Raw genomic sequence first — 16,592 nt, 5'->3', positions numbered from 1 at the left:
TCGTCGCTCCAAACCCACCCGCATCATCGCACGGAGTCACGCGAACGTGCACGCGCCCCGGCGACCGGCACACGGCGGCCCCTTGACGGTCGACGAATCTACCTACTTAATGGTAGACAATCAAGATCGGGAGGTTTCGGCATGACGGCACGAGCCGTCCATCCGAGGACGCTGGCCGCCGGGCCGACGCGACGGCACGCCCTCTTCGCGGGGCTCTGCCTGTGCTGCCTGCCGACGCTGGGCCGCGCCGCCGAGAGCTTCACGATGGAGGAGGTCGGGCCGGGCCTGTACGTGCGCAAGGGCCTGATCGCCGACGCCACGCCCGAGAATGCCGACGCCATCGCCAATATCGGCTTCCTCGTCGGCAGGACCGGCGTGGTGGTGACCGAGTCCGGCGGCAGCCTCGCCGACGGCCAGTGGCTGCGCGCCGAGATCGCCAAGCGCACGGACAAGCCGATCACCCACGTGGTGCTGACCCACGTCCACCCGGACCACGTCTTCGGGGCGGGGGCCTTCGTCCAGGACAAGCCGGTCTTCATCGGCCACGCCAAGCTCACCGAGGCGCTGGCGGCCCGGGGCGAGTTCTACCGCAAGCGGCTGATCGATCTGCTCGGCGAGGACCGGACCGGTCCGGTGGTCTACCCGACGATGAGCGTCGCCGACACGGCCGAGATCGACCTCGGCGACCGGCGCCTGACCTTCACGGCCCACGGCCCGGCGCACACCACCTCGGACCTGTCGATGATCGATTCCGGCAGCGGCCTGCTGTTCCCCGCCGACCTGCTGTTCGTGAACCGGATCCCGTCCCTCGACGGCAGCCTCAAGGGCTGGCTGCGGGAGATCGAGCGCCTGAAGGCCATGGGTCCCGCCCGGGCCGTGCCGGGCCACGGCCCCGTCGCGGTCGACCTCGCCCCGGCGCTCGCCGACCTCTCCGGCTACCTGACCGCCCTGCGCGACGGCACCCGGGCGGCGATCGCCAAGGACGTCCCCATCGAGAAGGCGGTGACCCGCGTCGCGGCGGACCAGCGCGACAGGTGGGCCCTGTTCGACACCTACAACGGCCGCAACGTCACCGTGGCCTACCAGGAACTCGAGTGGGAATAGGTTTCGGGATCCCCATATCCAAGCCAATCGGGAGGCACGCCATGACGCACAGGATCGGACAGACCTTCTCCACCCTCGCCCTCGGCCTCGTCCTGGCGACCACGGCCCTGTCCGGACCGCTCGCCGGCGCCGCGCGGGCGGCCGGCGCCTCCGACACCGACCAGGAGCGGGCGGCCCGCTGGCAGGAGATCGCCAAGTCGATCTTCGGCGACCGCCAGATCGCCCCGACCGACAGCCTCGTGAAGATCGAGGCGCCCGCCCGGGCGCTCGACGCCGCCCTGGTGCCGATCACCCTGACCATGCCCAACGACGGGCAGATCAAGGCGGTCTCGCTGATCATCGACGACAACCCGGCGCCCTACGCGGCCAAGTTCGAGTTCGGGCCGGCCGCCGACCCGGCGGAGCTGAAGCTGCGCGTGCGGGTCAACAACTACACCGACATGCACGCCGTGGTGGAGACGACGGACGGCAAGCTCTACGAGGCCAAGCAGTTCGTGAAGGCCTCCGGCGGCTGCTCGGCCCCGATGGGCATGAGCGACGAGGAGGCCATGAAGGGCATGGGCGACATGCGCATGAAGTTCGCCGAGACGGCGGCCGGCAAGCCCGTCGAGGCGACGCTGATGATCCGCCACCCGAACTTCTCCGGCATGCAGATGAACCAGGTGACCCGCGACTACACGCCGGCGCGCTACATCGACAAGCTGACCGTCTCGGCGGGCGACCGGACGGTCTTCACCATGACGGGCGACATCTCGATCGCGTCGAACCCGGTGATCAACTTCGCGTTCAAGCCGGACGGCAAGCCGATCCAGGTGGCGGCCTCCGACAACCAGGGCGGCCAGTGGCAGCACAGCTTCACCCCGCCGAGCCCGACGAACTGACCATGCGGCGCCTCCTCCTGACCGGCCGGGCCGCGGCGGCCTGCGCCGCGCTCCTCTGCCTCGCCGCGGCCCCGGCCGATTCCCCGGTGAACGTGCCCGAGCCGGAGGGCCTCTACGCCGGTCCCCCGAAGGGCTACACGCCGCCGACCCTCAAGGGCGCCGCGGTGGTCGACGCCGACGCCGTCGCCGCCCTGATGGCCGGGCCCGACAAGCCGGTGCTGCTCGACGTGGCGGCGCCGGACCGCAAGCCGTCGAACTTCCCGGAGGGCCGCCTCTGGCTGCCGGTGCATCCGTCGATCCCCGGCGCCGTCTGGATGCCGGAGGCCGGCGCCGAGCCCCTGGCGCCGGCGCGCGAGGCGCTGTTCTACGCCCGCGTCGCGGCCCTGACCGGGGGCGACAAGGCCAAGCCCGTCGTGGTGTTCTGCCACGTCGAGTGCTGGGGCAGCTGGAACGCCGCCAAGCGGCTGGTGCTGAAGGGCTATACCGGCGTGCGCTGGTTCCCGCAGGGGGTCGAGGGCTGGCAGGAGCAGCACGAGACCGCGAACCTGACGGTCGATCCGGACTGGAAGGCGGGTGCCGAGCCGCAGGCGGGGCGCTGACCCGCGGCGCCGGGCCATGTAAGAGAGGCCCGGAACGAGGCTCACGGAGCGGGCGCGCCCGCTCCCGGGCGGGAGAGGGGACCCGCGCCTCGTCCTGGGTGGCCGGAATGAGGTCTGAACCATGTCGCAGGTCGTGCAGTCCCGACGGCTCCGGGCGATCGATATCGGCAAGCGCAAGGCCGAGGGGCGCAAGATCATCGCGCTCACCGCCTACCACGCCCACACGGCCGGCATCGTCGATCCCTATTGCGACTTCATCCTCGTGGGCGATTCCCTCGGCATGGTCATGCACGGGATGGAATCGACGATCCCCGTGACCCTGGAGATGATGATCCTCCAGGCCCAGGCGGTGATCCGCGGCACCGAGAAGGCGCTGGTCGTGGTCGACATGCCGTTCGGCTCCTACGAGGCGAGCCGGGAGCAGGCCTTCCTGAACGCCTCCCGGGTCCTGAAGGAGACCGGCGCCGGCGCGATCAAGATGGAGGGCGGCGCCCATTTCGCCGAGACGGTGGCGTTCCTCGTCCAGCGCGGCGTTCCGGTGATGGGCCATATCGGCCTCACCCCGCAGGCGGTGAACACGATGGGCGGCTTCAAGGTGCAGGGCCGGGGGCCGGACGACGAGCGCCGACTCCTGGAGGATGCCCGCGCCATCTCGGAGGCCGGCGCCTTCGCGATCGTGCTCGAGGGCATCGTCGAGCCGGTGGCGCGGGCGATCGCGTCCTCGCCCCGGGTCACCGCCGCCACGATCGGCATCGGCGCCTCGGCGGTCTGCGACGGGCAGATCCTGGTTCTGGAGGACATGCTCGGGCTGTCCGAGCGCACGCCGAAATTCGTGCGCCAGTTCGGGAGCCTGCGGACCCACATCGAGGACGCCGTGAAGGCCTACGCCGACGAGGTCCGGGCCGGGCGGTTCCCGGCCGACGACCACACCTACGGGTAGGGCAGGGCGGCCCATGAGGCGCGTGATCGGGCCGTGGAGCGCTGCCGCCGCGTGGCCTGTCCGGGCGCTCGCGGTCTGCGCCGCGGTCGCCGGACCGGGAGCGGCGCGGGCGCTGGAGAATCCGGCCTCGGCCTTCTGCGCGACGATGGGCGGGCAGTCGATCCTCGCGAAGCTGCCCGACGGCGGCACGATCGGGCTCTGCGCCCTTCCGGGCCGGAAGATCGTCGAGGAATGGACGCTGTACCGGATGCTCCACGGCGTGAAGCCGGCACCCGGCGCCGACCCGTTCCGGTAGCCCGGCCGGCCCGGTCCCCGAACAGTCCTCATCCGTGGCCATCGGGCCGGCGTGAGTGATCTCGGCCGCCCGACGAGGCCACTCTCGTCGTGCGGGCTCTCTCAGGCGGGATCGACGACCCATGCGGCGTACCCGATCGCGCCGGCGCCGCGTCCGCGCGTGCCTCGCCCTCGGCCTGATCGCGGCCGGGACGGGAGCCGGTCGACCCCGACACGGTCATCCGGATCGCCTCCCTGACCGAGCCCGTGACCGCGACGGTCGCGGCGGCCCTGGCGGGCGACGCGCTCGACGCCGGCGGGCTCGGCACCCTCGCGCGGCGGGACGGATCGCCGCCGTCACCCCGCGCGCCGCGACGGCAGCCGCAGGCCCGGGGCCGGGCGCTCCAGCAGCACCTCCCGGCGGAAGCGCACCAGCCGCGCCGGCCGGCCGGCGGCGCCGCTGGTGACGCTCTCGGTCTCCTCCACCAGCCCCTGCTGGGCCACGAGGCGCCGGAAATTCTGCTTGTGCAGCTGCGTCCCCGACAGGGCCTCCACGGTCTTCTGCAGCTGCAGCAGGGTGAACTCCGGCGGCATCAGCTCGAACACCACCGGGCGGTACTTGATCTTGCCCCGCAGCCGGCCGATCGCGGTGGCGAGCACCCGCCGGTGGTCGAAGGCCATGGGGACGCCGGTCGGGTCGTTCGGCAGGGCCGGGCCCGGATTGCCCTTCGCCTCCGGGATCAGCCCGGCCTCGAACAGCAGCTCGTAGCGCTCCAGGACGCGCTCCTCGTTCCACGTGCCGCCGTTCATGCCGAAGGTCAGGCCGAGGCGGTCCAGGCGGCGGGTCCGCGCGGCGCAATCCTCGGGCTCGGACGCCCATTCGGCGAGCCGCGCCTCGATGGCGTCGAGCTGGCGCGGGCGCCCCTGCCGGAAATCCTCGTAGGGCAGGTAGCGGTACCAGTTCTGCCACGCGGCCTCGGCGAGCCCCGCCGGCCGCTCCTCGCGGACGAGCGCCAGATAGGCCACCGAGAGCGAGTGCACCCCCGACAGGGTCGCCGTGCCGGAGCGGTCGCGGTCGCCGAAGGTGTAGAGCTGCTCCACGTAGCCGAGGCGCTGGTGCGTCTGCCGCTCCACCCAGGCGCGCAGGCCGCGCTCCAGCGTGGCGTGCTCGGGGACGAGGGGACCGGCCGGCAGGCCGTCGCCGCGGCCGGGCGCCTGGTCCGGGACCCGGATCGTCAGGGCGCGCGGCTCCCCCTTGGTCGCGGCGACGATCACCGCGACGAGGCCTACGGAGGAGCGCTCCGGCGGGGCCTGCCCCCCGCGCGCGTCCGTCTGCGTCGCGGCACCCGTCATCGTTCCTCGACCGTCCGTCCCCCGGGATGCGCCGTAGCGGATCCCGCCTATAGGGGGGCAGGATCGCCGCGCGTCAACGCCGCCGTATGACGGAGCGGGGGGCCCCGTCGACGCACCGCGCGCCGACGGCCGCTTGCCAACGCGGCGAGGCCTGCCCAAACAGGGGCCGGGGCGGGCCGGCACGGGGCCGGCCGAGGCGGATCGAGCGACGACAGCGATGCCAGCGAGCGCGACTTCCCCCGCGAATTCCCCTGCGAATTCCCCCGCGACGTCCTCCGCGGCCGGCAGCCGGGCCGTCGACCTGCGCCTCTACGGGCTCCTCGATGTCGGCGTCTGCGGCGCCGACGGGGCGCGGCTGGCGGAACTCGGCGCGGAGGCGGTGGCGGGAGGCTGCACCCTGCTCCAGTACCGCGAGAAGGACATCGCCGATGCCCGCGCCGCCCTGGCGCGGATCCGGGCGATCCTGGCGGCGGTGGGCGGCCGCGTCCCGGTCCTCGTCAACGACCGCGTCGACCTCGCCCTGGCGGCCGGAGCCGACGGGGTGCATCTCGGCCAGAGCGACCTCCACCCGGCCGACGCGCGCCGGCTCCTGGGGGAGGGCGCGATCATCGGCCTCACCCTGAAGAAGCCCGCCCAGGCCGACGAGCTGTACCGGCTGCCCGTCGACTACGCCTGCATCGGCGGCGTGTTCGCCACCACCAGCAAGGACAACCCCGACCCGCCGGTGGGCCTCGACGGCTTCGCCAGCATCGCCTTCCGCGCCCGCCTCGCCCGTGGGGCCGGCCTGCCGCTCGGCGCCATCGCGGGGATCGGCCTCGACAACGCCGCCGCGGTCGTCGCCGCGGGGGCGGACGGCGTCGCGGTCATCACCGCCCTGTTCGGCGCCGACTCGGTGCGCCAGCGCGCCCACGACCTGCGCGCGCGGATCGACGGCGCCCTGGCGGAGCGGGCCGGCGCCCGATGAGCGGCCCGGCGCCCATCGCGGTCACGATCGCGGGCTCGGATTCCGGCGGCGGTGCCGGCATCCAGGCGGACCTCAAGACCTTCTCGGCGCTGGGCGTCTACGGCGCCAGCGTGATCACGGCCCTGACCGCGCAGAACACGATCGGCGTCCAGGGCATCCACGACGTGCCGGCGGATTTCGTCGCCCGGCAGATCGACAGCGTGTTCGCCGACCTCGCCGTGAAGGCCGTGAAGATCGGCATGCTGTCGCAGACCGCGGTGATCGCGGCGGTCGCCGAAGGCCTGGCGCGGCGCGCCGGAGCGATCCCGGTGGTCCTCGATCCGGTGATGGTCGCCACCAGCGGCGACCGGCTGATCACCGACGCCGCCGTGGCGACGCTGCGCGAGCGGCTGCTGCCCCGGGCCGACCTGATCACCCCCAACCTGCCGGAGGCGGCGGTGCTCCTCGGCGAGCCCGTCGCCGCGGACGCGGCGGCGATCGTGGCCCAGGCGCGCCGGCTGGTCGCCCTCGGCGCCAGGGCGGTGCTGATCAAGGGCGGCCACGGCACGGGGCGGGAGAGCATCGACCACCTCGTGACGGCGGACGGCGCCCTGCGGACCCTGTCGGCGCCGCGGATCGCGACGCGCAACACCCACGGCACCGGCTGCACGCTCTCGGCCGCGGTCGCGGCGGGCCTCGCCCAGGGCCTGGCGCTGCCGGAGGCGGTGGCGGAGGCCAAGGCCTACCTCACGGCCGCCCTCGCGGCGGCGGACAGCCTCGCGGTCGGAACGGGGCACGGGCCGGTCCACCACTTCCACGCCGTCTGGTCCTAGGCCGGTCCTGGGCCGGTCCTGGGCCGGCGCTTTCCGGTGCGCACGCCGCTGCGCGCGCCGGGCGCCGCCTTGCAACAGGGCGTCGATTGCGTTTGAAGAAGCGCACGATCGTTCGGATAACGGAACGGTGCAGGCGGATCGGGGACGATGCAGGATCAGGCGGAACGGCCCGACCGGGCGCGCGGGCGCGACCTGCTGACCGGGGCGCAGGCGCTCTCCGGCCAGCTCGGCAAGACCATCCAGCGGCTGCGCAAGGCCTACAACCTCTCGCTCTCGGAACTCGCCGAGCAGTCCGGCGTGGCCAAGTCGATCATCAGCCAGATCGAGCGCAACGAGACCAACCCGACGCTGGCGACGATCTGGCGCCTGTCCCAGGCCCTCGACGTGTCGATCGAGCGGGTGCTGGCGGCCGGCGACGAGGAGCCGTTCATCGAGAAGACCTCCCGGGCCGACACGCCGATCCTCGTCTCCGAGGACGGGAAGGTGCGGCTGGCGATCATCGGCTGGCTCAAGACGATCGAGTGGCTGCAATGGTACGAGGTCACGGCCGATCCGGGCGGCGTCCTCGACTCGGACCCGCACCAGCGCGGCTCGGTGGAATCCCTCTCGGTCACCGAGGGCGCGTTCGAGGTCGAGATCGGCGGCGTCGTGCAGCGGGCGCGGGCCGGCGAGACCCTGCGCTACCGCTGCGACCGGCCCCACCTCGTGCGCTGCACGGACGGCCCGGCCCGGGCCACCATGGTGGTGATCATGAAGGCCGCCGTGATGGAGTGAGGCGGCCCGGCCGAGCCCCCGGTCAAGCCCCCGGTCAGCGCTCCGGACTGGCGGCGGCGCCCGGCGCGAGGGCGCGCATGCGGTAGTCGCGGGGGCTCAGACTGTAGCGCTCCTTGAAGCGGCGGGAGAAGTGGGACTGGCTGAGGAAGCCGCAGCCATACGCCAGGGTCCCCAGCGGCATGTGGAGGCAGCCCGGATCGGCCAAGCGCTTGGCGGCCGCCTCGAGCCTGCGGTGCCAGATCCAGTCGGCGATGTGCCGGTCCTGCGCGCGGAACAGCGCCTGCAGCCGGCGCAGGGACACGCCGGCCGCGGCCGCGAGCCGGGGCGGGTCCAGGGTCGGATCGTGGAGATGGGCCTCGAGATAGGCCCGGGCGCGCTGCACCACGACGCTGTCCTGGACGGGCTGCTGCGCCTCCCGCGCGAGCCGCTCCGCGAGGCTGGCGACGATGAGGTCGAGCCCCGTGGAGACCATGCTCTCGGCCACCTGGGGCGTCAGCCGGTCGCCCAGGCTGAGCAGGTTGCCCAGGAACGACCGGGTCAGGGTCGCGGTCGGCAGATCGCCGCCGACAGTCACGCCGGCGAACAGGCGTGCGGAGCCCAGAGCCCCCTCCAGCCGCTCCCGCGGGATCCCGATGGCCAGCACCTCGCTGTAGCCGCCGTGCTCGATCGTCCAGGGTGTATTCGTATCCCGGATCGAGAAGTCGCCGACCCGATCCGTGCTCGACCGATCGTACTGATCCGCGCGGACCTGTCCCGAGAGCACGATGCTCATGAACAGGTGGTCAGTCTTGTGGTTCTCATGGCGAAGCGTGCGCGGCGTCGTGGCCGCCCGCAGGTTGCGCAGCGCGAATTTCGTGAAGACCAGGCCGCCGATACTGGCTCCCTCGATCGTCGCGTGAAACGGATCGTCGTTGAGACGGTCCTGCGCCATCGGAACCAGGCGATCTTCGCAGACGTCTCGCCACAGGCGAAACCTATCCTTCTCCGATACACCTTCGGTTGAGAACAGAGTCTGCATCGCGGCAGCCGTATGACCGCGATTGCTGCGAACCGCAACCGCGCCCCGTCCACGCACGCCGCCGCGGGACACGGATTGATCGGCGGGAAATCCCGCGCGCCCTTGATGGACCGTCGGGCCCGTCCCATCACTCGTGGCGCCTGTCGGGCCGTGGAGCGGATCCGCACGGCTGGCATTCGGAAGACGTTCCGTCGCGAGCGCCCCGCCCCGGCGGGGGCGTCGGCGCGGGCCGGCCGCGGAGGGGTCAGCGCCCGCTGTTCACCCAGCGCACCACGTCGGCCAGCACGACGGTCAGCGCCTGATCGAGGGCGCGGGCGCCGCTGCCGGCATCGATCTTGGACACCGGGACGCGGGCCGTGAAGATCCGCGCCGCCGCCACCTTGCCGGTGCCGTCGGCCACGAGCTTCAGCGACAGGTCGACCACGGCCTCGCCGGTCCCGGACTGCACGTCGAAGGCGCGGATCTCGCTGATCAGCTGGTAATCGGCCACGACCTTGTCGCCGGGCCGGCTCACGGAGCGGAGCCGCCCGGAATTCTCCAGGCTCTGGATGAGCCGCGTCTGGATCAGGCGCGGCAGCCGGTCGGCCCACTGGCCGCCGCCCAGGAAGGACAGGGCGCCGCCGTTCTCGCGGACGATGATCCGGTCGGCCTCGAAGGGCTGGATGCTCACCGGCTCCGAGACCACGATCGAGCGGCCGGCCGCGATCGGCCGCCCCGCGGCCGGCAGCGCCGCGAGGTCGAAGGTGAGGGGCGCCGCGCCGCCGCAGCCGCCCAGGAAGGCGGCGAGCAGCGCGGCGGCGGCGATGTGGGACGAGCGGACCATACGCATGACCTGAGGGACCCCGCCGGCGAACGGCGGAGCTGTATAAGCTATGCGGTTAAAACTAATCCGCCGCGGCATCCGTGCCGTGCGCCGGGACACATCCGCCCGGCGACGCGGCATTTCACCGGCCACCGTTGTATTCAGGCAACGAAGGCTTGCCGCCGAAGATCACCTGGCTCGGGTCGCGCTCCAGGCTGCGCACCGTGCGGTTGAGGGTGCTCAGCGTCCGCTGCCCGTCCCCCGACAGGGCCTCCACCTCCCGGCGGCCGGTGCCGCTCAGCCGGCCGAAATTGGCCGAGATGCTGGCGGTGCGCTTGTCGAGGTTCTCCGACATGGTCCGGAACGCCTTGCCGGCGTCGCGCACCGAGATCGCCGCCGCGCGGATCTCCGCGAAGGTGCTGGAGCCCTCCTGGCCGGAGGCCGAGCCCAGGAAGCTCTCGGCCCCGTTGAGCACGGCGTCGATCTTGTCGGCCGAGGCGCTGAGCTTGCCGGCGAGCAGCCGGGCGTCGTGCAGGCCGGCCTCGATGTCGGGGCTGGCCTTGGACAGGGCGGCCGAGAAGCGGTCGGCGTTGTCGATCACCCGGCCGAGCTTGGCCCCGTCCACGGCCTTGACCAGCGCGGAGATGTTCGGGCCGGCATCGGCCAGCGTCTTCGAGAAGGTCTCGACATTGGCGAGCGACCGGTTGATCGCCCCCTCGTTGGCGGAGACGAGCCGGTCGAGGCGGGCCAGCATGTCGTCGGCCCGCTGCGCCACCTGGCGGGCCAGCGCCATCATGTCCTGCATGTCGGAGGAATCGGCGAAGATCGTCGGCGGCTCGCCGTTGGCCATCGGGGTCAGCACCGGCGCGTCGGCGTTGCCGCCCGACAGGGAGATCACCGAGACGCCGGTGAGCATCGCCGAGTCGAGCCGGGCGCGGGTGTCGGCCCGGAGCGGGGTCGCGGGATCGACCTTGATCGTGGCGAGCACCCGGCGGGGATCCTGCGGGGCGAGGCGGATATCGGTGACCTCGCCGACCTTGATGCCGTTGAAGTTCACGCTCGAGCCGCGCGACAAGCCCCCGACTGAGCCGGAGAAGACGATGCGGACGAGCTGGCTGACCTGCCGCGACGAGCCGCCGGAGAGCCACAGCACGGTGCCGAAGCCCGCCAGGATGACGGCGATCGTGAAGGCCCCGATCAGGGCGTAGTTCGCGCGAGTTTCCATGCGCTCAACCTGCGGTTCTGGCCGGCGGAGATCCGGCCGGGCCTGGAGCCCCGGCTCCCGGACGGGAGCAGGGCGGGATCTGGGTGGGGCGGCGACCGGGCATCGGATCAGGCATCGGATCAGGGATCGGATCAGGCATGGGCCGAGGCGCCGCCCGTGGCGATGGTCCGGGCGCGCTTGCCGTGGAAGTACGAGCGCAGCCAGGGATGGTCGCTCGCCAGCATCTCGTCGATCGTGCCGGCGGCGATGATCTGGCCGTCGCCGAGCGCCGCGATGCGGTCGCAGGCGGTGTAGAGGCTGTCGAGGTCGTGGGTGACCATGAACACGGTCAGCCCCAGCGTCTCCTTGAGGGTCGAGACGAGGTCGTCGAACTCGCCCGCGCCGATCGGGTCGAGGCCCGAGGTCGGCTCGTCCAGGAACAGGATCTCGGGATCGAGCGCCAGGGAGCGGGCCAGGGCCGCGCGCTTGATCATGCCGCCCGACAGTTCCGAGGGCAGCTTGTCGGCGGCGTCGGGCTTCAGGCCGACCATCTCGATCTTGAGCCGGGCGAACTCGTCGAGCAGGCGCTCGGACAGGTTCAGGTGCTCGCGCATCGGCACCTGGATGTTCTGCTTGACGGTCAGCGCCGAGAACAGGGCGCCCTGCTGGAACAGCACGCCCCAGCGCTGCTCCATCCGGCGCCGCTCGGCGTAGGTCAACGCGTCGACGTCCCGGCCGAACACCTCGATCGTGCCGGCCCGCTTGGGGTTGAGACCCAGGATCGTCCGGGTCAGCACCGATTTGCCCTGGCCCGAGGGCCCGACGAAGCCCAGGATCTCGCCGGCGCGGATGTCGAGGCTCAGGCCTTTCAGGATGTTGCGGTCGCGGAAGCCGACCACGAGGTCGCGCACGCGGATGATCGGCGCGGGGCCATTCGGCGAGGCGGTCATCGGGGCATCCATCGCGGCGGCCTCAGAAGTCGATCGCGGCGAAGAACACCGCGAACAGGCCGTCGAGGACGATGACCATGAAGATGGACTTCACCACCGACGCGGTGACGTGACGGCCGAGCGATTCCGCGGAGCCCTCGACCGCGAAGCCCTCGATCGTGGCGATCACCCCGATGGTCAGCGCCATGAACGGCGCCTTGATCAGGCCGACCATGACGTGGTGCACGCCCACCGCCGCCTGGAGCCGGACCAGGAACTGGTCGAGGGTCAGGCCGCCGTAGAGCATCGCGGTGAGGCCGCCGCCGGCGAGCGCCGCGAGGTCGCCGATCAGCGTCAGCATCGGCAGGCCGATCATCAGCGCGAGCACCCGGGGCACGATCAGGATCTCGACGGGGTCGAGGCCCATGACCCGGAGCGCGTCGACCTCCTCGCGCATGCGCATGGAGCCGATCTCGGCGGTGATCGCCGAGCCGGAGCGGCCCGCGACCATGATCGAGGTGAGCAGCACGCCCATCTCGCGCAGGATCAGGAGGCCGATCAGGTTGACCACGAAGGTCTGGGCGCCGAAGCGCTGGAGCTGGAAGATGCCCTGCTGGGCGACGATGCCGCCGACGAGGAACGAGATCAGCACGATGATCGGCGTGCCGTTGAGCGCCACCTGCTGGATCTGGTTGATCAGGGCGTTGCCGCGGAACGTGCCGGGCCGCAGGGCGACGCGCCCGCAGGCGGCGATCAATTCGCCCAGGAAGGCGAGGGCGGTGACGAACTCGTGGCCGCCCTGCACGGTGCGGCGGCCGGTGGCGTCGAGCAGGCCGACGACCGGGCCGTGCCGCCGCGGCGGCGGCGCGTCCGGCTCGCGCAGCCGGACCTCGCCCAGCAGAATGCGGTGCTCCGGGCGGGCGCCGAGATAGGTGAGGGCGCTGCCCGCCTGCTCGATCTCGGCGCGGGTCCGCTCCAGGACCCAGGCGCCCAGGGTGTCGAGGCGCTCGATCCTCGACAGGTCGACCGCCACCGGCCCGGTCCGGCCGGCCGCCGCGATGCGCGCGGCCGCGGCCTCGACGGTCGGGGCCTGGTCGGCGGTCCAGCGGCCGTCGAGCGCCAGGCGGCCGTCGGCCGACCGGTCCCGCAGCGCGGCGCCGGCCAAGGCGCCGGGAACACTGCCCTCGCTCAGCAACACCCTTACTCCTCGATCGAGGCACCACCCTGCCCGGCGGTTATGACGACATTACGGTTGACGATCCGTCTCCAACCGCACCCCCAGCGCGCGGCGGGAGGCCAGGGCGAGGCCCAGTCCCGCGGCGGCGAGCGGCGCCATCAGCAGGAAGGCGAGGGGGCCGCCGGCCCGGTAGGCGACGCCGCTCACCAGGGTCGCGACCACCGAGATCCCGGCATTGACCGCGCTGAGGGTGCCCTGCGCCCGGCCCCGCGCGCCGTCGGGGGCGTAGGCCGAGACCGCCGCCATGGCGCCGAGCTGCGTCGCCCCGAAGGTCAGGCCGTGGAGGCACTGGAGCGGCACCAGCGCCGCGAGATGGTCGCCGAGGAAGTACATGCCGATCGCCCGGAGGATCGCCGCTACGGCCCCGGCGCCGAGGAGCCGCACCGGGCTGCGCCAGGCGGCGGGCAGGGCGGGCAGGCCGGCGAACAGGGCGATCTCGGCCAGCACGCCGATCGCCCAGAGCGCGCCGACCCAGGCGGGCGGGATGCCCTGGCCGGTCCAGTAGATGCTGCCGAACCCGTAGATCGCCCCGTGGCTCGCCTGGATCGCGGCCGCCGCGCCGATGCACAGCCAGAGCCTGGGCGGCAGCCGCTTCCGGCCGTCGCCCTCCGCCGACGGCGGCAGGGCCGCCACCGCGCGGCTGCGCCACGCCACCAGCGCCGCGCCGAGGGCGAGGCCGGTCAGGAGCAGCGGCACGGCGAGCCGGCCGCCGAGCGCCGTCAGCAGCACGCCGCCCGCGAGGTTCGCCAGCAGGAACGCGATGGAGCCCGCCATCCGGATCCGCGAGTAGGCGAGGCGGGCATCCCGGCGCACGGCGGCGAGCGTCAGGTAGTCGATGCAGGGCACGAGCGGCGCGCCGGCGACCGCGTTGAGCACGATCAGCCCGGCCAGCAGCGGCCACGCGATCCCGGCCGCGGCGGGCATCAGCGCGTAGGTCAGGCTCAGGGCGAGGCTGCCGAGCAGGATCAGCCGCCGGGGGCCGAGGCCGCGGTCGAGGAGGCTCATCAGCGGCGCCGTGGCGGCGATCCGCGTGGCGATCGGCAGGGCGAGGAGGACGCCGATCACCCGGGCATCCAGCCCCAGGGCGTCGAGCCACAGGGGCATGAACGGCATCGCGATGCCGATCTCGGTGAACACCACGGCGTAGAGCAGCGACAGGCGCGCCGGGCCGGACGGGCGGGGCAAGGCGGGTCTCGACGAGCGGGGAGGGGGCGGAGGCGGAACCGGGAGGGCGTCCGTAAGCGCCCGTTAAAGGGCCTCTGTCAAATTCCCGGGTATCGGTGCGCACCGGGGCGGGCCGCCGCCGCGCCCGCATCGAGCGTCCAGAGAGACCCATGTTCGGTTCCGTCAACCCGAGCGCGCACGCGTCGGCCGAGTACGAGGCGATCGAGGCGACGATCAGCGCCAGCGAGCGCGGCCGCTGGTTCCTCGCCGAGTATGCCCGGCGCAACCGGGGTGCCGAGACCGAGGTGCTGCTCGGGGCGATCGCGCGGCTGGAGCGGAGCGTCACCGCCGACCGCGGGCAGGAGGCCTTCGGGCACCTGCGCGGCAACCTCCTCGACATGGCCGACGCGATCAGCCGGACCAAGGGCGAGATCGCGGCGCTCAACGCCCCGAACGGCGACGAGACCCGGCTGACGCAGGCGTCCCTCGCCCTCGACGCCATCGTGCGCGAGACCGAGCAGGCGACCTCCGACATCCTCAGCGCCGCCGAGTCGATCCAGGAGGCGGCCTGGACCCTGCGCGAGCGCGGGGCCGACGCGCAGGCCTGCGACGCCCTCGACCGCCACGCGACCGCGATCTACACGGCCTGCTCCTTCCAGGACCTGACCGCGCAGCGCACCGCCCGGATCGTCTACACCCTGCGCTACCTGGAGGACCGGGTCTCCGCGATGATCGCCATCTGGGGCGAGGACGCGGTGCGGGTGCCGCCCCACCGGGGCGCGCGGCCGGACGGCGAGCCGGCCGATCTGAACCAGAGCGACATCGACCGCTACATCGCCATGGACGTGCCGGCCGTCACCGTGGCGGCCCTGGTGGCCCGCCCCGGCAGCCCGGCGCTGCACGAGGACCTGGTGTTCCTGCCGGTCCAGGCGGAGGCCCGGGCGCCGGAGATCGAGCCGGAGACAGAGGTCGCGGCCGAAGTGCCGGCCGCGCTGGAGCCGGCGGCGGAGGCCGAGCCGGACGCCGTGTCCGAGCCGACGGGAGCGGCCGCGCTGGCATTCGCCCCGGGACCGGACCTCGCCGCCGCGGCGGGGGACGGGCCGGAGGCCGCACCCGCGGCCGACTTGCAAGCCGGCTTGGAGGCCGATCTGGTAGCCGACTGGGCGGTCGATCTCGAGGCTGCCCCGGAGCCGGAGTCGGCTCCGGACGTCGCCCCCCTTCCCGTCGCCGATCCGTCCGCCGCGGACGCGCCGGAGGCCGCCACCGCGATCGAGGAGGCGTTCGAGACGGACGTCGAGGAGGATGTCGAGGAGGATGTCGAGGAGGATGTCGCGCAGGACATCGCGCGGGACGTGGCCGACCTCACCTGGGGCGAGACCGTCGCGGCCGCTCCCGAGCCGGCGATGCCGCCGGAGGAGCCGGCCCTGAGCTTCGCCGAGATCGACGCGCTGACGCCGGAACAGCGGCTCGCGCTGTTCGCCTGACAGGCTCCGACCGGGCCTCGGCGCCGACGCCGCGCGGCGGGGCGGTTCGACAGGCGCGCGCCGGCGCGGACCCTGCTATCAGGGGCGCCCCCGGCAACCCCGAGCACGCGCATCCGTGGCCCTGCACCTGATCAAGCTCTGCGTCGGCCCCGCCACCATCGCCGACCTCGAGGCCCGGCAGGCCCGGTTCCGGGAGGAGGCGCTCCGGGACGGCCGGCAAGCGGCCCCGTTCCACGTCACCCGCACCCTGCCCAAGCGCCACCGGGAGATCACCGGCCACGGTTCGATCTACTGGGTGATCCGCGGGACGCTGTCCTGCCGGCAGGCGATCACCGCGATCGAGCCGCTCACCGGGGAGGACGGCATCCCGCGCTGCCGCCTGGTCTTCGATCCCCGGCTCGTCCCGGTGGCGCCCCGGCCCTACCGGCCGTTCCAGGGCTGGCGCTACCTCACGGCGCGCGACGCGCCGGCCGATCTCGGGGCCGAGGCTTCCGGGGACCTCGCCGAGATGCCCGAGGCCCTGCGGCGCGAACTGGTCGGCCTCGGCCTGCTGTGAGGGCGGGGCGGCGCCCGCGCCGCCCGGTCCCGCGCGCAACGTCAGGATGCGGGGGCGGGTGCGACGGATCTCGTCGTCCCCGGCGTGTGCCCCGCCGGCGCCGCGAACGGCCCCGGCGGGATCGGTCCTACGCCCCGTCGAAGCGCCCGCTGGCATGGGCCAGCATGGTGTAGACCTTGCCGGTCTCCGAGGTCAGGTAGGCGTCGGTGCGCTTGGCGTCGCTGTCGTTCTTGACCACGTCGCCGAGCAGGCGCTCGAACTCGCTGACGTAGCGGTCGACGCTGCGGCGGAACTCCGCGTCGGTCCTGTAGCGGCGCTGGATCTCCGCGAAGGTCGCCCGGCCCTGCGGCGTGTAGATCCGCGGGTCGAACAGGTTCGGCTCACCCCGGCGGTACCGCTCCCACAGGTCGACCGCGGTCCGGTGCTCGATCATCTTGGCGATGTCGGTCGAGATCGTGTCGAGGGCGATCCGCCCGGTCTCGGCGGCCGCCACCGCGG

General features: G+C 73.1%; 18 protein-coding genes. 10 read left to right on the top strand and 8 right to left on the bottom strand.

Annotation, left to right across the window (positions count from 1 at the left end; translation table 11 throughout):
* Nucleotides 1-141 precede the first annotated feature (141 nt).
* The 5 genes from BKE41_RS11150 to BKE41_RS11130 all read left to right on the top strand — a co-directional run bounded on the left by BKE41_RS11150 (nucleotide 142) and on the right by BKE41_RS11130 (nucleotide 3,819).
* Nucleotides 142-1,104, top strand: coding sequence for a quinoprotein relay system zinc metallohydrolase 2 (locus tag BKE41_RS11150; RefSeq protein WP_012318944.1), 963 nt, complete (start codon nucleotides 142-144; stop codon nucleotides 1,102-1,104).
* Nucleotides 1,105-1,145: 41 nt separating this feature from the next.
* Nucleotides 1,146-1,985, top strand: coding sequence for a quinoprotein dehydrogenase-associated SoxYZ-like carrier (locus BKE41_RS11145; protein ID WP_070999389.1), 840 nt, complete (start codon nucleotides 1,146-1,148; stop codon nucleotides 1,983-1,985).
* Between the two features lie 2 nt (nucleotides 1,986-1,987).
* The gene (locus tag BKE41_RS11140; protein WP_012318942.1) at nucleotides 1,988-2,584 is read left to right on the top strand and encodes a rhodanese-like domain-containing protein; all 597 of its coding nucleotides are present in this window, start codon (nucleotides 1,988-1,990) and stop codon (nucleotides 2,582-2,584) included.
* A gap of 121 nt (nucleotides 2,585-2,705) precedes the next feature.
* Entirely contained in the window at nucleotides 2,706-3,524 is an 819-nt protein-coding gene (gene panB / locus BKE41_RS11135) for a 3-methyl-2-oxobutanoate hydroxymethyltransferase (protein WP_012318941.1), read from the top strand.
* A gap of 13 nt (nucleotides 3,525-3,537) precedes the next feature.
* Nucleotides 3,538-3,819, top strand: coding sequence for a DUF333 domain-containing protein (locus BKE41_RS11130; protein WP_083374342.1), 282 nt, complete (start codon nucleotides 3,538-3,540; stop codon nucleotides 3,817-3,819).
* A 335-nt stretch (nucleotides 3,820-4,154) separates the two neighbouring features.
* Here the strand turns inward: BKE41_RS11130 and BKE41_RS11125 are convergent, their stop codons facing one another.
* Nucleotides 4,155-5,150 carry a membrane protein gene (locus tag BKE41_RS11125; RefSeq protein ID WP_012318939.1) on the bottom strand — a complete coding sequence of 332 codons (996 nt, stop codon included), beginning with the start codon at nucleotides 5,148-5,150 and terminating at the stop codon, nucleotides 4,155-4,157.
* A 217-nt stretch (nucleotides 5,151-5,367) separates the two neighbouring features.
* Between BKE41_RS11125 and thiE the strand changes: the two genes are divergently transcribed.
* The 3 genes from thiE to BKE41_RS11110 all read left to right on the top strand — a co-directional run bounded on the left by thiE (nucleotide 5,368) and on the right by BKE41_RS11110 (nucleotide 7,700).
* Entirely contained in the window at nucleotides 5,368-6,114 is a 747-nt protein-coding gene (gene thiE / locus BKE41_RS11120; protein WP_029361399.1) for a thiamine phosphate synthase, read from the top strand.
* Nucleotides 6,111-6,926, top strand: coding sequence for a bifunctional hydroxymethylpyrimidine kinase/phosphomethylpyrimidine kinase (thiD, locus tag BKE41_RS11115; protein ID WP_012318937.1), 816 nt, complete (start codon nucleotides 6,111-6,113; stop codon nucleotides 6,924-6,926). The genes thiE and thiD overlap by 4 nt, the downstream gene beginning before the upstream one ends.
* Nucleotides 6,927-7,073: 147 nt before the next feature.
* Nucleotides 7,074-7,700 carry an XRE family transcriptional regulator gene (locus tag BKE41_RS11110; protein WP_012318936.1) on the top strand — a complete coding sequence of 209 codons (627 nt, stop codon included), beginning with the start codon at nucleotides 7,074-7,076 and terminating at the stop codon, nucleotides 7,698-7,700.
* 34 nt (nucleotides 7,701-7,734) lie between these two features.
* On the opposite strand, the gene BKE41_RS11105 is transcribed toward BKE41_RS11110, so the two are convergent.
* The 6 genes from BKE41_RS11105 to BKE41_RS11080 all read right to left on the bottom strand — a co-directional run bounded on the left by BKE41_RS11105 (nucleotide 7,735) and on the right by BKE41_RS11080 (nucleotide 14,075).
* Nucleotides 7,735-8,631, bottom strand: a complete 897-nt coding sequence (locus BKE41_RS11105; RefSeq protein WP_348628365.1) for a helix-turn-helix domain-containing protein — start codon at nucleotides 8,629-8,631, stop codon at nucleotides 7,735-7,737.
* 331 nt (nucleotides 8,632-8,962) lie between these two features.
* On the bottom strand, nucleotides 8,963-9,541 hold the full coding sequence (locus tag BKE41_RS11100) for an ABC-type transport auxiliary lipoprotein family protein (RefSeq protein ID WP_012318934.1): 579 nt from the start codon (nucleotides 9,539-9,541) through the stop codon (nucleotides 8,963-8,965).
* Between the two features lie 121 nt (nucleotides 9,542-9,662).
* Nucleotides 9,663-10,745, bottom strand: a complete 1,083-nt coding sequence (locus BKE41_RS11095) for an MlaD family protein (protein WP_012318933.1) — start codon at nucleotides 10,743-10,745, stop codon at nucleotides 9,663-9,665.
* A gap of 131 nt (nucleotides 10,746-10,876) precedes the next feature.
* Nucleotides 10,877-11,686: an ABC transporter ATP-binding protein gene (locus BKE41_RS11090; protein WP_012318932.1), complete on the bottom strand. Its 810-nt coding sequence runs from the start codon at nucleotides 11,684-11,686 to the stop codon at nucleotides 10,877-10,879.
* Between the two features lie 10 nt (nucleotides 11,687-11,696).
* Nucleotides 11,697-12,851 (bottom strand): MlaE family lipid ABC transporter permease subunit, encoded by a 1,155-nt coding sequence (locus BKE41_RS11085; protein ID WP_070999385.1) that lies wholly within the window; start codon nucleotides 12,849-12,851, stop codon nucleotides 11,697-11,699.
* A gap of 48 nt (nucleotides 12,852-12,899) precedes the next feature.
* Nucleotides 12,900-14,075, bottom strand: coding sequence for an MFS transporter (locus tag BKE41_RS11080; RefSeq protein ID WP_070999383.1), 1,176 nt, complete (start codon nucleotides 14,073-14,075; stop codon nucleotides 12,900-12,902).
* 149 nt (nucleotides 14,076-14,224) lie between these two features.
* Here BKE41_RS11080 and BKE41_RS11075 point away from each other — a divergent pair, with 149 nt between their 5' ends.
* Nucleotides 14,225-15,538, top strand: coding sequence for a hypothetical protein (locus BKE41_RS11075; RefSeq protein WP_070999381.1), 1,314 nt, complete (start codon nucleotides 14,225-14,227; stop codon nucleotides 15,536-15,538).
* Between the two features lie 115 nt (nucleotides 15,539-15,653).
* Nucleotides 15,654-16,094 (top strand): DUF1489 domain-containing protein, encoded by a 441-nt coding sequence (locus tag BKE41_RS11070; RefSeq protein WP_012318928.1) that lies wholly within the window; start codon nucleotides 15,654-15,656, stop codon nucleotides 16,092-16,094.
* A 127-nt stretch (nucleotides 16,095-16,221) separates the two neighbouring features.
* On the opposite strand, the gene BKE41_RS32115 is transcribed toward BKE41_RS11070, so the two are convergent.
* Complete coding sequence (locus BKE41_RS32115) at nucleotides 16,222-16,587, bottom strand: hypothetical protein (RefSeq protein WP_245295945.1); 366 nt, start codon at nucleotides 16,585-16,587, stop codon at nucleotides 16,222-16,224.
* Nucleotides 16,588-16,592 lie beyond the last annotated feature (5 nt).

This window comes from Methylobacterium sp. C1 (genome assembly GCF_001854385.1).
GTDB lineage: Bacteria > Pseudomonadota > Alphaproteobacteria > Rhizobiales > Beijerinckiaceae > Methylobacterium > Methylobacterium radiotolerans.
The sequence above is the reverse complement of the archived record's forward strand: the minus strand, read 5'-3'. Positions and strand labels throughout refer to the sequence as shown.

Bases quoted from the DNA above. Each gene is read 5' to 3' on its own strand.
- BKE41_RS11150 (WP_012318944.1), top strand. From the start codon at position 142: ATGACGGCACGAGCCGTCCATCCGAGGACGCTGGCCGCCGGGCCGACG.
- BKE41_RS11145 (WP_070999389.1), top strand. From the start codon at position 1,146: ATGACGCACAGGATCGGACAGACCTTCTCCACCCTCGCCCTCGGCCTC.
- BKE41_RS11140 (WP_012318942.1), top strand. From the start codon at position 1,988: ATGCGGCGCCTCCTCCTGACCGGCCGGGCCGCGGCGGCCTGCGCCGCG.
- panB (WP_012318941.1), top strand. From the start codon at position 2,706: ATGTCGCAGGTCGTGCAGTCCCGACGGCTCCGGGCGATCGATATCGGC.
- BKE41_RS11130 (WP_083374342.1), top strand. From the start codon at position 3,538: ATGAGGCGCGTGATCGGGCCGTGGAGCGCTGCCGCCGCGTGGCCTGTC.
- BKE41_RS11125 (WP_012318939.1), bottom strand. From the start codon at position 5,150: ATGACGGGTGCCGCGACGCAGACGGACGCGCGCGGGGGGCAGGCCCCG.
- thiE (WP_029361399.1), top strand. From the start codon at position 5,368: ATGCCAGCGAGCGCGACTTCCCCCGCGAATTCCCCTGCGAATTCCCCC.
- thiD (WP_012318937.1), top strand. From the start codon at position 6,111: ATGAGCGGCCCGGCGCCCATCGCGGTCACGATCGCGGGCTCGGATTCC.
- BKE41_RS11110 (WP_012318936.1), top strand. From the start codon at position 7,074: ATGCAGGATCAGGCGGAACGGCCCGACCGGGCGCGCGGGCGCGACCTG.
- BKE41_RS11105 (WP_348628365.1), bottom strand. From the start codon at position 8,631: ATGGCGCAGGACCGTCTCAACGACGATCCGTTTCACGCGACGATCGAG.
- BKE41_RS11100 (WP_012318934.1), bottom strand. From the start codon at position 9,541: ATGGTCCGCTCGTCCCACATCGCCGCCGCCGCGCTGCTCGCCGCCTTC.
- BKE41_RS11095 (WP_012318933.1), bottom strand. From the start codon at position 10,745: ATGGAAACTCGCGCGAACTACGCCCTGATCGGGGCCTTCACGATCGCC.
- BKE41_RS11090 (WP_012318932.1), bottom strand. From the start codon at position 11,686: ATGGATGCCCCGATGACCGCCTCGCCGAATGGCCCCGCGCCGATCATC.
- BKE41_RS11075 (WP_070999381.1), top strand. From the start codon at position 14,225: ATGTTCGGTTCCGTCAACCCGAGCGCGCACGCGTCGGCCGAGTACGAG.